The following is a 14,053-nucleotide window of genomic DNA, read 5'->3' on the forward strand; positions in this document are numbered from 1 at the left end:
CCTTCGTCTCAGCCGATGGTGAAGCGCTGGTTCTGGGCGTTTCGGTCGCAGGCGGCGGTTCGGTAGTAGCCGTTGTCCTGCTGGTAGAGGCAGCGGGCCGTGCCGACGCTCTGGAGCATGACGGCGCTGCGGGCGGCGGGCTGGACCGTGCGCCACTTCTGGTACGAGCCGCCGTTGCAGCGCTGGGGGTAGACATCGCCCTTGTCATTGCTGTCGAGGCAGCGACCCCAGTAATTGTTCTTGAGAGTGGTGATGGTGTTGAGCTTGCCGTTCCACTGCCACAGGAGGCTCCCGCGTCCGGTGGTGCAGCGGTCGCCCTTGAGGCCGGTTTCGGAGTTCTCGCGCAGGCAGTCACCGTAACGGTAGTTCGCGAAGCGGCTGGTGGTCGTGGTGGCGGCGGAGGCGGGTGTGGGGGTGAGGAGGGGGAGGGCGAGGGCGGCTGCGGCGATGAGGGCGGCGAAAGCCTTCCGGGGTGGGCGGCGCACTGTGTGTCTCCTTGCGGTGGATTTCGGAGGTGCCTCAGCACGCTTCCCGAACGTCACCCCTCCCACGCCTGAAGGGGGAGAAATGCCCGCTTACGGCTGACGAGGCTTTCCTCGGCCTTGACGCCTGCGTCATCACCGTCGCCGCGGGGTGATGCTCACCGCGCGGTAGTCGTAGCCGTCCTGTTTGAAGCCGGGAGCTTCCCAGACGAGATCGACCTCTTGTCCCGGTGAGAGCGTGCGGAAGCCCGGCGCCTGGATGTCGGAGTAGTGGCCGAAGCACCCTCCGGGAGTCTCGGGTGAGTCGAGGACGCCCCACCCCTCTTCGTCGCTCCACTCGCGCACCGTCGCGGTCACGGCCGCGGTACGACGGCTCATGTGCCGCTCCCTTCGCTCGTGGCCGCAGAAGTCGGCCACGCGGTGATCATTCCAGCTCTCCTGTCGCTTCGGATTCCATTTCCTTGGCCCAGCGTCGGCTCCAGGCGTTCAGTGGGCTCAGCGCCTCGATGAGATCGCGGCCGAGCCGGGTGAGGCGGTAGCCGTCGCCGTCCAGGACGAGCAGGCGGGCGGCGGTCAGCTCCTCGATCCTGGTGCTGAGCACGCTGGAGGACATGCGCTCGCACCGGCGCTGCAACTCGCGGAATCCGGCCGGGGCTTGGCTCAGTTCCCACAGGATCCGCATCGTCCACCGCCGTCCGAGCAGGTCGAGTGCGGCCATCACCGGGCGACCCGATGCGGATCCCCGTACCGGCTGACCCGGACGTGGCGTTCCGGCTTCCATGCTCACTCCTTGCGCTTCGGTTCTCGAAGCATATAGTGGTTCGAAAATCGAAGCAGGAGGTGTTCGAGATGCCCCGCATCGCACCGCTCACCCCGCCCTATACCGTCGACGTAGACCGGGCTCTCCGCCGCTGGATGCCGCCGGGTGTGCCGCACGAGCCGCTCGCGCTGTTCCGCGTCCTGCACCGCAACCCGGAGCTGGCCTCACGCATGTTCACCCTCGGCGCCGGGCTGCTGGGCCACGGGCTCCTGCCCGCCATGGACCGGGAGATCGTCATCGCCCGTGTGACCGCGCGATCCGGATGTGCTTACGAGTGGGGTGTCCATGCAGCGACCCTGGCGCCGCAGGCCGGACTAGCCCCTGAACTGCTCCGGGCAACTGCCCAGCCCGACGCGCTGGCCAGCGCCCCATGGTCGCCACGCCATACGGTGCTGCTCCACGCGGTTGACGAACTCAACGACATGGCTCAGCTCACGCAGTCGGCCTGGGACGCTCTGCGCACGCACTACGAGGACGACCAGATCCTCGAACTGTTCGTGCTGATCGGCTGGTACCGCACCATCAGCCTTCTGGCCAACGGGCTTCTCCTGGAGGAGGAGTCCTGGGGCGCTCGCTTTCCCGAGCCCACCGCGTAAGCCGTACGCATTCATCACCGCACACACCGGAGGTTCCATGCCCAAGGGCTACTGGGTCAGCGTCTACCGCACCATTGCGGACCCCGAGAAGCTGGCCGCCTACAACAAGCTGGCCCCTCCGGCCGTCAAAGCCGGGGGCGGCCGGGTCCTCTCCCGTGGCACTCGGGTCGAGGCATACGAGGCGGGCATCGCCGAACGCACCGTCCTGGTCGAGTTCGACAGCTTCGAGCAGGCCGTCGCGGCGCGCGAGAGCCCGGCCTACCAGGAGGCGCTGGCCGCCCTCGCCGACGGTGTCGAGCGCGACTTCCGGATCGTTGAAGGCGTTGACTGACCGCGGTTCAGAGGGGCTTCACCGAAGTTCCTTGGAACAGGTCGGGGATGCACGGGAGCGCGTGCTTGGTTACGTCGACGCTCCGAAGGCGGTTGGCATGGCGGTGAGGGCGGTCGGGGGCACGCGGCCCGCGGACGTCTCCGTAGCCGCGTGGGAGACAATGACGCCGTGGAGCCAACCAGTCGGATCATCGTTGCTTTGGATTTCGACAACCGCCGAGCGGCTGAGGAAGTCGTCGACCGGTTGGGTGCGGAGTGTCGTTTCTACAAGGTCGGGTTGGAGCTGCTCACCGCGGCCGGGCCGGACCTGATCGAGCACCTCGTAGCCAAGGGCAAGGAGGTCTTCCTGGACCTGAAGCTCTTCGAGATCCCGAACTCCGTGGCCGGCGCGGTCCGTGTCGCCGGTTCTCTGGGTGTCTCCATGGTGACCGTCCACAGCATGGGCGGCACCGGCATCATGTCCGCCGCTGTCGCCGCGGCTCGCGACTTTCCGGGCCTTCGCGTGCTGGCTCTGACCGTCGTCACCAGCATGACGAGGTCCGATCTTGCTGACATCGGTGTCGCCGGCGCGACCTCGACCGAGGAGCAGGTGCTACGTCTGGCCCGGCTGGCGGAAGGCGCGGGTTGCCACGGCGTGATCGCATCGCCACAGGAAGCCGAACCGCTGCGTGGCGTGCTGGGAGCCGGAGCCCTGATCGTCACACCGGGAGTCGCCCTCCCCGGCGCGTCCTCGGGTGAGCACGCCCGGTCCGGCACGCCGCGTTGTGCCATGTCTGCCGGTGCGACACATGTTGTCGTGGGTCGGGCGGTGACCCGTGCCGCAGACCCGGTGGCGGCGTTGCGGCTCGTCCGCGCCGACCTGGAGCCGTAAGCGCGAGAGAACGCCGGGCTGACTGGTCAAGCGGCTGCCGGCGCGAGTGGCTGGCCGCTCCGACGAGGACCCCCGACTCGAGCTCCAAGCCCTCCTGGACGCCCTCGCCACCGGCAGTCCCCTTGATCATCTCTACCGCCGGGTTTTGCGAACTGCCGGAAGGGACGTGTCCAGGGGCACTCCCGCCGCTGCTGTCGACATACCAAGCAGCGGTGTGGCACAGCAGAGCAGGAACACGGCCAGGCAGCACGCGAACCCGAAGGCTTCGGAACTGATGAGGTTCGCCGTGCCATCGGCGAAGACGCATTCGACAGCCGGGGGCATGACAGTGCGTTTGGTTGTCGCCAGTTCGCCGGACGGCGCCGAGTTCAGGTGAGCTACTTGCCAGCGAAAGCATTCGTTGTCGAGATCAATGGTCGACAGGCGCATCAGCGGGGCGACTTGCCGGATCCAGAGGACGGCAGATGTAGCGGGCGCAAGAACCATGCCTGCTCGCGCCCAGCGTGGCATCGGGGAGTCCAGGGACACCGCCCAGGCTGCCGCACCTGCCACCAGCAAGGCGGCCCCGCACCACATCAGCACGGTGCCCGCGGCCGTGGGGTGGCTGGGGCCGTGCACTGCCGAATCCGACCAGTAGCACGCCAGGCGCGGAGGAAAGGCATTCACGCTTACATGCGTCAGCGGATAGTCGTTGTCCAGGGTGCGCTGCCCGCAAAGGTCCGTCGGCCGGGTCAACGCGAAGCCATAGGCGAGCGTGTGGGCGTACCCCAAGACGCACGCAGTCGTTCCCAGAACCCACCTGCGCCGGTGCAGCGGGGGATGGCGTCGACGTTTCCAGAACGCGTAGGCCAAGAGCCCGCACGATAGCTCAAGGCCCAGCACCATCAGCAGGAACAACCACGCCAACACCTTCCGCCTCCCTCGGTCTCATACCCAGACCGCGAAGTTCCGCTGATGGTTGCAGTACGGGCACCTGCCGAACGCGGCATGGCACGGCTGGGTCCTGGCGGACCTTCCGCAGATCCCGCATGGGAAGACGCTCATTGAATGATCAAGTGGTTTCCATCCCGGCCTGGTAGAACCGGGTTCGGAGGGCTGCCGAATCGTGGCGGCGATGAGCCGGGCTTGGGGGGTGCTACCCGGCTCGTAACGCGCCGGGAAAAGTGGTGTGGGCCGAGATCGCGCTTGCTGCCACGGGGCCGAATGCGGGCCGCGACGCTTCGACGTCGTCTCCGGGGGCTAGGCCCTGTGCCGGGTGGTTGCCGCCTGCGGTTGACCCCCTCTGCCGCTTACCCCTGGACGCACGGAGACGTGCGGCCCCACTTGCTCGCCGAGGGCGTCGTCGCCCAGGTCGCACATCGCGAACAGCCCTTGCCGTACCCCGGCCACGAGCTGGTCCTCACACTGCTTTCGGAGCAGGAAGTCCACTCCCTGGGACGGCTGTTCGCGCATTGCCTCGGTGAGGTGCAGAAGGCGGCACTGCAGTTGCATCGCACCCTTGCCCACGTCGGCGTCGAACGGCATCTCGAAATCGAGACCGTGGGGAGCCGGGCCCTCATCGACATCGGCATGTTCGATACGGGCGCGGCCACACGGCTCTGCCGCAGTCTCGGCGGTGACGAGTCGGTTCTGCGTGCCCTCGACCTCGGGCACTGGCATGTCCATGAGCGGTTCGCCAGGGAACTGGAGCGGATGATCGCCGCGACCGGCCACGTGCTGCCCGTCGAGTCGGTGCCCACCTGCGGGCACTGCCGGAACCGGCACGGCGGCCACCACACATCCGCTTCGACTGCCTGGACGCCGACGATGCGCTGCTCCTCGCGGACACGCTCTTCCGGACCGCCGCATCGGCAGACTACCCGTTGCCGGAGCGGCCCCAGGCGCATTCGCTGCGTCCGGGCGCCGTGGTGCTGGCCGGACAGTCCGCCTTCTTGTTGTCGCTGGACGAGTTCAGCGATGACCGGCACGGCTGGTTCTGGGACCTCGTCACTCGCCGACTGGTCATAGAGGTCCGTTACGAATCCCTATAGGGCGGCGAGAACTTCACGGTGAAACCGCCGGTCTTCTGAGGTGAACGCCCGCAGCACGTGAAAGGGCGCGGAGTACGGGACCGTATCCGTACTCCGCGCCCTGGTTCAGGGGGGAACAGGGGCCGCGGCGGAGGCGCGAAGGGGGGGGGGCTGCACGGGCCTTCAGGTCTGGTGACCGGGCCGCCCTCCCGCGTACCACCGCACTGGCATCGCGCCAACGCCGCGGCCTCGTCCTGCCCGCACCGTGCAACTACCCCTCATCCGGGTGGACGCGTCGGCGCGGGCAGGGTTCGGGGGGTGAGGTCAGTCCTCGCGGAGGGCGCGGACCGCCTCCTCCACGCGCTTGCCGTACTCGGGGTCGGCCGCGTGGAAGTGGGCGAGGTTCTTCTCGATGACGTCGTCCCGGGAGACCTGGGACAGGCCGCCCGCGATGTTCGCGATCAGGCGGTCCTTCTCGTCGGCCGACATCAGGCGGTACAGCTCGCCGGCCTGGAAGAAGTCGTCGTCCTTGGTGTGGGCGGGCGCCTCGTGGGTGCCGGTCCAGCCCTGGACGGGGAGCGGGGCGGAGAGCGCCGTGTCCGTCTGGGCGGGGCCCGCATACGAGTTGGGCTCGTAGTTCTTGTCGTGGCGCGAGCCGTACCGCGTGGCGTGGAGGCCGTCGCGGCCGTAGTTGTCCGCGGTGGCGGCGCGCGGCGCGTTCACCGGGAGCTGGGTGTGGTTGATGCCCAGGCGGTAGCGCTGCGCGTCCGCGTAGGCGAACAGGCGGCCCTGGAGCATCTTGTCCGGGGACGGGCCGATGCCGGGCACGAAGTTGTTCGGCGAGAACGCGGCCTGCTCGACCTCGGCGAAGACGTTGTCCGGGTTGCGGTCCAGCACCAGCCGGCCCACCCGCTGGAGCGGGTAGTCCGCGTGCGGCCACACCTTGGTGACGTCGAACGGGTTGAAGCGGTAGTCCGCCGCCTCCGCGGCCGGCATGAGCTGCACGTACAGCGTCCAGGACGGGTTCATGCCGCGCTCGATGGCCTGGAGCAGGTCCGTCTGGTGCGAGCTGCCGTCCTTGCCGACGAGCTCGGCGGCCTGGTCGGCGGAGAGGGAGCGCACACCCTGGTTGGTCTTGAAGTGGTACTTCACGAAGTACGCGTCGCCCGCGGCGTTCGTCCACTGGTAGGTGTGCGAGCCGTAGCCGTTCATGTGGCGGTACGAGGCGGGGATGCCCCGGTCGCCCATCAGCCAGGTCACCTGGTGCGTGGCCTCGGGGGCGTGCGCCCAGAAGTCCCAGACATTGTCCGGCTCCTGACGGCCCGTGAAGGGGTCGCGCTTCTGCGAGTGGATGAAGTCGGGGAACTTGATCGGGTCCTTGATGAAGAACACCGGGGTGTTGTTCCCGACCAGGTCGTAATTGCCGTCGTTCGTATAGAACTTGAGCGCGAAACCGCGCGGGTCGCGCACCGCGTCCGCGCCGCCCAGCGAGTCGGCGACGGTCGAGAAGCGCAGGAACGTCTCGGTGCGGCGGCCCACCTCGGAGAGGAAGTCGGCGCGGGTGAAGGCGGTGACGTCGTCGGTCACCTCGAAGTAGCCGTACGCGCCGGAGCCCCGGGCGTGCACCACGCGCTCCGGGATGCGCTCCCGGTTGAAGCGGGCGAGCTTCTCCAGGAGGTGGCCGTCCTGGAGGAGGATCGGGCCTCCGGCACCCGCGGTGGCGGAGTTCTGGTTGTCGGCGACCGGGGCGCCGGACTCGGTCGTAAGCACACGCTGCGTCATGGTGTCGGGGCGACCTTCCGTACGGGAGCTGCTGAACTGCGACGGCCAGGGGGCAGATTCCTGGGGGCGTGTCCGGAGCGTAAAGAGACCCCGGTTGCGGCGTCAACAGTTTGTTGAAATTCGTGGTGGGGGGGGGTGTTCCGGACGGTGCCGGCGCCTGGGCGCGACAGGACAGGTGTCAGCGACGGCACCGTCCGGAAGTCTGGGAGGGCGGGGGAGCGGGCGGGATCAGCCCTTGACGGGCTGACCAGACAGGCGCTCGACCGAGCGCAGCAGCGCCGAGTGGTCCAGGCCGCCGTCACCCTGCGCGCGCAGCGAGGCGACGAGCTGGGCGACCACACCGCCGACCGGCAGCGCGGCACCGACGTTGCGGGCGGCGTCCGTGACGATGCCCATGTCCTTGTGGTGCAGGTCGATCCGGAAGCCGGGCGCGAAGTCCCGGTTCAGGAAGTTGTCCTTCTTGCGGGTCAGCACGGTCGAACCGGCCAGGCCGCCGTTCAGCACGTCCAGCGCGGCGGAGAGGTCCACGCCGGACTTCTCCAGGAAGACCACGGCCTCGGCGCACGCCTGGATGTTCACCGCGACGATCAGCTGGTTCGCGGCCTTCACCGTCTGGCCGGAGCCGTGCGGGCCGCAGAGCACGATGGTCTTGCCGAGCGCTTCGAGCAGCGGCTTCGCGGCGTCGAAGTCCGCCTGCTCGCCGCCCACCATGATGGAGAGGACGGCCTCGATCGCACCGGCCTCGCCGCCGGAGACGGGGGCGTCCAGGACCCGGATGCCCTTCTCGGCGGCGTTCTTCGCGAGGTCCACGGAGGTCTGCGGGGTGATCGAGGACATGTCGATCAGCAGCGCGCCGCGCTTCGCGTTCTCCAGGATGCCGTCGGGGCCGTACGCGATGGCCTCGACCTGCGGGGACGCGGGCACCATCGTGATGACCACGTCCGCGTCCTTGACCGCCTCGGCGATCGAGGAGGCGCCGGTGCCGCCGGCCGCGGCCAGGCGGTCGACCTTGTCCTGCTCCAGGGTGTAACCGGTGACGTCGTAACCGGCCTTGATCAGGTTCTCCGACATGGGCGAACCCATGATGCCGAGACCGATCCACGCAACCTTGGGGAGGTTGTTGCTCATGAGGGTGCCTTCCGATCAGCGTGTACAGGGGCTCCTGGGAAGCCTCAGCGGGCGGGCCGCGCGGCGGCCGGGAGCCAGTCGAAGGAGTCGGCGCTCGGGCGGTCGCCGGGCTTGTACTCCAGCCCGACCCAGCCCGCGTAACCGGCCTTCGTCAGCTCGTCCAGGAGCTGCTCCAGGGGGAGCGAGCCGGTGCCGGGCGCGCCGCGGCCCGGGTTGTCGGCGATCTGGACGTGGCCGGTCCTGTCGGCGTACGCGGTGATGACCTGGCTGAGGTCCTCGCCGTTCATCGACAGGTGGTACAGGTCCAGCAGGAACTTCGCGTTGCCGAGGCCGGTGGCGGCGTTGACCCGGTCGACGACCTCGATGCCTGCCGGTGCGCTCACCAGCGGGTAGCGCGGGGACTCCGGCGCGTTCAGGGTCTCGATCAGCAGCACCGCGCCGATCCGGTCGGCGGCACGGGCCGCCAGGACCAGGTTCTCCAGGGCGAGTTCGTCCTGGGCGGCGGGGTCGACGCCGTCGACCCGGTTGCCGTAGAGCGCGTTGAGCGCCTTGCAGCCGACCGAGGCGGCGAAGTCGGCCGCCACCTCGATGTTGGCCCGGAACCGCTCCGACTCCGTGCCGGGCACGGAGAGCGCGCCGCGGTCGGGGCCGGGGAGCTGTCCGGCGTAGAAGTTCAGGCCCACCAGCTGGGTGCCGGCGTCGTCGAGCGCCTTCTTGAGGGCGTCGAGCTCGGCCTGCTCGGGGGTGGGGGTCTCGATCCAGGGCCACCACAGCTCGACCGCCGTGAAGCCGGCCGCGGCGGCTGCCGCGGGACGCTCCAGGAGCGGGAGTTCCGTGAAGAGGATCGAGAGGTTCACATCGAAGCGCTGGTCCGGGTAGCCCATGAGGGTTTCGGCGCTCCTTCCGTATTGCGGAAGTTTGTTTCTGCTTAATGGAAGATTGCCCGGCGGGTGGCGGGGCTGTCAAGGGGGTGCCCGGAATTTGTGCCGGTCAGGGAGGTGGCGCGCGCCTCCCGGGAGGCATACGAAAGGCGGGGCGGAGGCCCGTCGGCCTCCGCCCCGCCCGTACGTCCCGCTACCGGATCACCCGGCCGGGACCGTGTCCTGGAACGTCGTCCCCGCCGACCGGTACGCGGCCACCTTCGCGTTCACCTGCGAAGGCGTGAGGACCTTGTCCTTCACGTGCAGCACGTAGTCCACCTGCTGGTCGTACGCGCGCGGGCTGGTGCTCGTCTGCCCGGCGAGGTCGATCAGCCACTGGTTGAAGTTGATCGACATCCCGCGCTCCGGCAGATAGGCCGCGCCGTGCGTGCCGAAGAGCTGGCCGTCGATGTAGTACGTGATCGCGCTGTTGTCGATGGTCACGACCAGGTCGTGCCAGCCGGCGTAGCTCTGCCGGGACTCGGTGTGCTGGTTGACGGCCTCCCACGGGTCGGGCCGGTAGGTCTCCCACGAGGTCGTGTAGAGGATGTTGCCGCTCTCGCCCCAGCCGCCGTTGGGCAGGTACTCGAAGTCGTACTCGGCGTAGTCGTCCGCCATCGGGGCCTTGAGGTCGTTGATGGTGAAGAACGTCTGGACGAGGTGGTCCCCGTCCGGGCCCGACTTCGGCGCGTCGTTGAACTTGACCCGCGCCGCGTAGGTGCCGTTGCGGAACTTCATCGACTGGGTCAGGATCTCGGTCTGCTTGGTCGACTCGCCGCTGCCCGCCGTCGACGTCTCCAGGTTCATGATGGAGTTGCCGCTCTGCGTGGCGAACGTGACGTTCTCCGGCGCCCAGGTGGCTCCCGGCACACCGGGCCCGCCCGCGTTGGAGCGGACGCTCCAGCCGTGCGCGGCGATCTGCGGGTCGCTGTGGTTGCTGTAGTTGAAGTCGTCGAAGAGCGTCGGCCCGTCCTCGCCCGGGTCACCCGGGTCGGTCGGGTCCGTGGGGTCGGTCGGATCGGTCGGATCGGTCGGGTCGTTGCCCTCCGGGGCCGTGCCCCAGACCGTGGCGCCGCCGAGCTGCGCGGTCACCTTCGTCCAGTCGGCGTACGAGGTCGAGCCGGCGCCGAACGAGTAGTCGTCGCTCTGCACCAGCGGCTGCCAGTTGGACCGGTAGAACCGCAGCTGCATGTCACCGGAGTCGGCACCCGGTGCCAGGGAGCCCGCGCCGGAGGTGAAGCCGATCTCCAGATAGCGGTCGGCGGTGGCGGTCGGGTGCGCCAGCGTGCCGAACGTGCCCGTGATGTTCCCGCAGCCCTTCACCGCCCAGGAGCAGGCGAACCGGTAGACCTCGCCCACCGCGTCGCCCTTGAAGTAGTAGCGGATCTTCACGTCGCTGAGCTGCACGGACTGGCTGCCGGTGTTGCGCACCTTCAGCCAGGGCTCGCTCTGGTCGGCGCTCGCGCCGGACGCGCCGGTGCGGTACTGCACGGCGATCGGCTCGCCGGCGGCGCTCGCCGTCGTGGGGACGGCGGCCAGGGCCGTACAGCCGAGGGCCACGGTGACGGCGGCAGCCGCGGCGGCGCGCAGCCGGCTCTTCGCGTGTGACTTCATGCGTCTGTTCCTTCCGGGAACGTCGTGGGGGAGCGGGGATTCACGAAGTTGGCGCTGTTCCTGGGGATGCCGCGGTGAGCGGCCGGGGGGTCAGGGGGCGGTAGCGGACGCCGAGCGCGTCCAGGCGGGTGGTGTGGTGGCCGAGGCGGGCGAGGAAGCCGGGCCAGCCGTCGCCGCCGCCGGACCAGGCGCGGTCCGCGAGGGCGCACAGCCTCGGATACGTCTGGTACTCGATCCGGCCCGGAGTGGGCGCGTACTCGGTCCACAGCTGGGCCTGCGTGCCGAGCAGCCGGACCGCGTCGCCCGGCTCCCAGTCGTCGGTCAGCGAGCGGTCGCCGTGCACCGTGCGCAGCTCGACGGGCGGGCCCGGCTGCGTGAGCGGTTCGCCGGGGGCGTCGGACTCCGCGTAGTCGAGGTAGGTGGCCCGGTAGTGGGCGGCGACCACCTGGTGGCCGCGGCGGGCGGCGGCGCGGGCGTGGGCCGGGTCGCGCCAGGTCATCACCGTGAATTCCGGGGGGAGTTCGGTGCCGGTCTCGGCCCAGCCGACCGGGATACGGCCCCGCTCGGCGACGTACGCCCCGATGCGGCCCATGAACCAGCCGTGCAGGGCCCGCGCGTCGGGCAGCCCCTCGGCGGCGGCCCGCTCCCGGGCGGCCGGGCTGTTCTCCCACTCGGTGGTCGGGCATTCGTCGCCGCCGACGTGGATGTACGGCGACGGGAAGACGTCCATGACCTCGTCCAGCACGGTCCGGCAGAAGTCGAAGACCTCCTCGTGCACCCCGAACACCGTGTCGCAGACACCCCACTTGGTCCACACGCCCAGCCGCCGCGACGGGTCGTTGCCCAGCTCCGGATGGGCGGCCAGGGCCGCGCGCACATGCCCGGGCATCTCGATCTCCGGCACGATCCGCACCCCGCGCGCCTCCGCGTACCGGACGAGGTCGCGCAGCTCCCGCGTGGTGTACGCCCCCGAGTGCGGGACGCCGTCGAAGCGCTCGACGGGGCCGCCCGGCGGACCGGCCATCGACTGGGACCGGTGGCCGCCGATCCCCGTCAGCCTCGGGTACGCGGCGATCGGCATCCGCCAGCCCTGGTCGTCGGTGAGGTGGAGGTGCAGCGTGTTCAGCTTGTGCAGGGCCATGAGGTCCACGTAGCGACGCAGGTAGGAGACCGGCTGGAAGTGCCGGGCCACGTCGAGCATCGTGCCGCGCCACGGATGCGCCGGGACGTCGCTGATCTCCACGCACGGCAGCGACCACGCGCCGCCCCGCCCGGCCCCCGCCGCGAGCGCCTCGGCGGGCAGCAGCTGGCGCAGCGTCTGGACCCCGCACAGCAGGCCGGCCGGGCGGGCGGCCCGCAGCAGCACCGTGTCCGGGCCGATGGTGAGCCCGTACCCCTCCTCGCCGAGGCCGCTCAGCTGCGGGTCCAGGGCGAGCACGATACGGCCGGTGGCGGAGGGGGCGAGGGGGAGTCCGGTGCCGGGGGCGAGCAGGGTGCGCAGCAGGTCGGCGGCGCCCTCCGCGCCGGGGTAGGCGCGGATGCCGGTGTCCGGGGTCAGGGTGAAGCGGCCGGGGCGCGCGGATACCTTGCGGGGGCGGGGGACGAGGGAGTGTTCGGGGCGGGGTGCGGGCATGCGGGGCCTCCGGGAGGGGGTGCGGGGTCGTCGGTCAGCCCTTGACGGCGCCGGCGGCGAAGCCGGAGGTGACATGGCGCTGGAGCAGCAGGAAGACCACCAGCGCGGGCAGGGCGAAGAGGGTGGAGGCGGCCATCGTGGCGCCCCAGTCGGTGCCGAAGGTGTTCTGGAACGAGGACAGCCAGACCGGCAGGGTGCGGCTGTCCTGGTGCTTGATGATCAGGAAGTTGGCGTACGCGAACTCGTTCCAGGCGGTGATGAAGCCGAACAGCGAGGTGGCCATCAGACCCGGCGCGAGCAGCGGCAGGGCCACCTTCCGGAAGGCGGCGGTCCGGGTGCAGCCGTCGACCTGCGCGGCCTCCTCCAGCTCCGGCGGGATCGTCCCGATGAAGCCGCGCAGCACGATCACCGAGAACGGCAGCGTGACCATGAAGTAGACGAGGGTCAGCGTGGGCAGCCGGTCCAGCATGTCCGTGTCGCGGGAGATGATGTAGATCGGGATGATCAGCGACTCCCAGGGCGCCATCTGCGCGATGAACACCATGAGCATGAACTGCCGCCGCCCCTTCCAGCGCAGCCTGGCCACCGCGTACGCCGAGGCCAGGGCGACGATCAGCGCCAGCAGGATCGAACTCACCGTCACCAGGACGCTGTTGCGCCAGAACATCCCGAAGCCGTCGGCCTGCACGGCGGTGCGGAAGTGGTCGAGCGTCCAGGTGTGCGGGAAGAGCTGCGGGTCGGAGGACTGGATGTCCTTGGACGGTTTGAACGCGGTGGAGATCATCCAGTAGACGGGGAACAGGCAGACCAGGACGGTCAGGGTGGCGGCGGCGTTCAGCGGAAGCCGCCGCAGTCGGGCGCTACGGGCACGGCTCATCGGATCTCGTCCTCCTGGCGGAGCATCTGGCGGAAGTAGAGGACGAGCACCCCGGACATCAGGACCACGGTGACCATCGAGGCGGCCGAGCCCAGGTCGTAACGCTGGCCGGCGAGTGCGGTCTGGACCGCGTACACGGGCAGGATCGTCGTCGCGTCGCCCGGGCCGCCCCGGGTCATCACCCAGATCTGGACGAACGCCTTGAACGTCCAGATCACCTCCAGCGAGAACACCAGCAGGAAGATCGGCCGGAGCACCGGCAGGGTGACCGAGCGGAAGATCCGGGCACCGCTCGCGCCGTCCAGCCGCGCCGATTCGTACAGCTCGGTCGGGACCGTGGTCAGACCGGAGTAGAGGGTGATCGCCGCGAACGGCACCGACTGCCAGACGACCAGGAGGACCAGGATGGCGAAGGCGGCGGTGCCGTGTGCGAACCACGGATACCGGTCGAACGAGGAGAAGCCCGCGCCGGTCAGTAGATGGTTGACGATGCCGAACTCGGAGTGGAACAGCCACTGGAAGACCGTGGTGGCCGCGATCACCGGCATCGCCCAGGCCAGCACCAGCGAACTGAGCACCACCGTCCGGGCGATCCTGCCCAGGCGCTCGGTCATCAGGGCGACCAGCGTCGCGATCACCATGATCAGGACCACGTTGACCGCCATGAACAGGAAGGTGCGCCGGACCACCTCCCAGAACCGCGGATCGCTCAGCAGGGTGCGGTAGTTGCGCAGCCCGACGAACTCCGCGTCCCCCGTGATCAGCTGCCGCAGCCGGAAGTCCTGGAGCGAGATCAGGACCGCCCGCAGCAGCGGATAGACGAGCAGGTAGAGCATGCCGCCGACGGCCGGTGCGATCAGGGCGTACGGCCAGATGCCGCGCGGTTCCCCGGACCGCCGCCGGCGGGGCGGCGGTCCGGACGTGCCGGGTACGGCCCGGCGCTTGGGGCTGGGGGGTGCGGTCCGTTCCCGGATGACCGACACGGCACGCC

General features: G+C 69.7%; 15 protein-coding genes. 3 read left to right on the forward strand and 12 right to left on the reverse strand.

Translation table 11 applies throughout. The annotated features are described in order from the left end of the window. Positions 1-8: 8 nt before the first annotated feature. From AMK18_RS02645 to AMK18_RS02655, 3 genes are all read right to left on the reverse strand, one after another. Positions 9-485 carry an RICIN domain-containing protein gene (locus AMK18_RS02645; protein WP_073861484.1) on the reverse strand — a complete coding sequence of 159 codons (477 nt, stop codon included), beginning with the start codon at positions 483-485 and terminating at the stop codon, positions 9-11. A 132-nt stretch (positions 486-617) separates the two neighbouring features. Continuing rightward, positions 618-860 (reverse strand): cold-shock protein, encoded by a 243-nt coding sequence (locus AMK18_RS02650; protein ID WP_026171177.1) that lies wholly within the window; start codon positions 858-860, stop codon positions 618-620. 46 nt (positions 861-906) lie between these two features. Beyond that, positions 907-1,200, reverse strand: coding sequence for a winged helix-turn-helix transcriptional regulator (locus AMK18_RS02655; protein WP_241836432.1), 294 nt, complete (start codon positions 1,198-1,200; stop codon positions 907-909). A gap of 131 nt (positions 1,201-1,331) precedes the next feature. Here AMK18_RS02655 and AMK18_RS02660 point away from each other — a divergent pair, with 131 nt between their 5' ends. The 3 genes from AMK18_RS02660 (at position 1,332) to pyrF (ending at position 3,099) form a co-directional block, all read left to right on the forward strand. Further along, positions 1,332-1,898 carry a carboxymuconolactone decarboxylase family protein gene (locus AMK18_RS02660; RefSeq protein ID WP_073862284.1) on the forward strand — a complete coding sequence of 189 codons (567 nt, stop codon included), beginning with the start codon at positions 1,332-1,334 and terminating at the stop codon, positions 1,896-1,898. Between the two features lie 37 nt (positions 1,899-1,935). Then, positions 1,936-2,229, forward strand: a complete 294-nt coding sequence (locus AMK18_RS02665; protein ID WP_073861486.1) for a DUF1330 domain-containing protein — start codon at positions 1,936-1,938, stop codon at positions 2,227-2,229. Positions 2,230-2,397: 168 nt separating this feature from the next. Further along, positions 2,398-3,099, forward strand: a complete 702-nt coding sequence (pyrF, locus tag AMK18_RS02670; protein ID WP_073861487.1) for an orotidine-5'-phosphate decarboxylase — start codon at positions 2,398-2,400, stop codon at positions 3,097-3,099. Between the two features lie 132 nt (positions 3,100-3,231). On the opposite strand, the gene AMK18_RS02675 is transcribed toward pyrF, so the two are convergent. The 9 genes from AMK18_RS02675 to AMK18_RS02720 form a co-directional block, all read right to left on the reverse strand. Next, complete coding sequence (locus AMK18_RS02675) at positions 3,232-3,996, reverse strand: hypothetical protein (RefSeq protein ID WP_143202252.1); 765 nt, start codon at positions 3,994-3,996, stop codon at positions 3,232-3,234. 342 nt (positions 3,997-4,338) lie between these two features. Further along, positions 4,339-4,752 carry a hypothetical protein gene (locus tag AMK18_RS34730; RefSeq protein ID WP_158071796.1) on the reverse strand — a complete coding sequence of 138 codons (414 nt, stop codon included), beginning with the start codon at positions 4,750-4,752 and terminating at the stop codon, positions 4,339-4,341. A gap of 680 nt (positions 4,753-5,432) precedes the next feature. Continuing rightward, positions 5,433-6,890: a catalase gene (locus AMK18_RS02690; protein WP_018100527.1), complete on the reverse strand. Its 1,458-nt coding sequence runs from the start codon at positions 6,888-6,890 to the stop codon at positions 5,433-5,435. A 228-nt stretch (positions 6,891-7,118) separates the two neighbouring features. After that, positions 7,119-8,018, reverse strand: coding sequence for a 2-hydroxy-3-oxopropionate reductase (locus AMK18_RS02695; RefSeq protein ID WP_073861489.1), 900 nt, complete (start codon positions 8,016-8,018; stop codon positions 7,119-7,121). A gap of 44 nt (positions 8,019-8,062) precedes the next feature. Continuing rightward, positions 8,063-8,902 (reverse strand): TIM barrel protein, encoded by an 840-nt coding sequence (locus AMK18_RS02700; protein ID WP_073861490.1) that lies wholly within the window; start codon positions 8,900-8,902, stop codon positions 8,063-8,065. 198 nt (positions 8,903-9,100) lie between these two features. Next, entirely contained in the window at positions 9,101-10,552 is a 1,452-nt protein-coding gene (locus AMK18_RS02705; RefSeq protein WP_073861491.1) for a cellulose binding domain-containing protein, read from the reverse strand. A gap of 40 nt (positions 10,553-10,592) precedes the next feature. Further along, positions 10,593-12,185 carry a beta-N-acetylhexosaminidase gene (locus AMK18_RS02710; RefSeq protein ID WP_073861492.1) on the reverse strand — a complete coding sequence of 531 codons (1,593 nt, stop codon included), beginning with the start codon at positions 12,183-12,185 and terminating at the stop codon, positions 10,593-10,595. 34 nt (positions 12,186-12,219) lie between these two features. Next, positions 12,220-13,062, reverse strand: a complete 843-nt coding sequence (locus AMK18_RS02715) for a carbohydrate ABC transporter permease (protein WP_018100522.1) — start codon at positions 13,060-13,062, stop codon at positions 12,220-12,222. Beyond that, positions 13,059-14,045: a carbohydrate ABC transporter permease gene (locus tag AMK18_RS02720; protein ID WP_018100521.1), complete on the reverse strand. Its 987-nt coding sequence runs from the start codon at positions 14,043-14,045 to the stop codon at positions 13,059-13,061. Before AMK18_RS02720 ends, AMK18_RS02715 begins: the two co-directional genes overlap by 4 nt. Between the last annotated feature and the right edge of the window lie 8 nt (positions 14,046-14,053).

The sequence above is a fragment of the Streptomyces sp. CB01249 genome (assembly GCF_001905735.1).
Lineage (GTDB): Bacteria > Actinomycetota > Actinomycetes > Streptomycetales > Streptomycetaceae > Streptomyces.

Bases quoted from the DNA above. Each gene is read 5' to 3' on its own strand.
- AMK18_RS02695 (WP_073861489.1), bottom strand. From the start codon at position 8,018: ATGAGCAACAACCTCCCCAAGGTTGCGTGGATCGGTCTCGGCATCATG.
- AMK18_RS02690 (WP_018100527.1), bottom strand. From the start codon at position 6,890: ATGACGCAGCGTGTGCTTACGACCGAGTCCGGCGCCCCGGTCGCCGAC.
- AMK18_RS02705 (WP_073861491.1), bottom strand. From the start codon at position 10,552: ATGAAGTCACACGCGAAGAGCCGGCTGCGCGCCGCCGCGGCTGCCGCC.
- AMK18_RS02710 (WP_073861492.1), bottom strand. From the start codon at position 12,185: ATGCCCGCACCCCGCCCCGAACACTCCCTCGTCCCCCGCCCCCGCAAG.
- AMK18_RS02650 (WP_026171177.1), bottom strand. From the start codon at position 860: ATGAGCCGTCGTACCGCGGCCGTGACCGCGACGGTGCGCGAGTGGAGC.
- AMK18_RS02660 (WP_073862284.1), top strand. From the start codon at position 1,332: ATGCCCCGCATCGCACCGCTCACCCCGCCCTATACCGTCGACGTAGAC.
- AMK18_RS02665 (WP_073861486.1), top strand. From the start codon at position 1,936: ATGCCCAAGGGCTACTGGGTCAGCGTCTACCGCACCATTGCGGACCCC.
- AMK18_RS02700 (WP_073861490.1), bottom strand. From the start codon at position 8,902: ATGGGCTACCCGGACCAGCGCTTCGATGTGAACCTCTCGATCCTCTTC.
- AMK18_RS02715 (WP_018100522.1), bottom strand. From the start codon at position 13,062: ATGAGCCGTGCCCGTAGCGCCCGACTGCGGCGGCTTCCGCTGAACGCC.
- AMK18_RS02655 (WP_241836432.1), bottom strand. From the start codon at position 1,200: ATGGCCGCACTCGACCTGCTCGGACGGCGGTGGACGATGCGGATCCTG.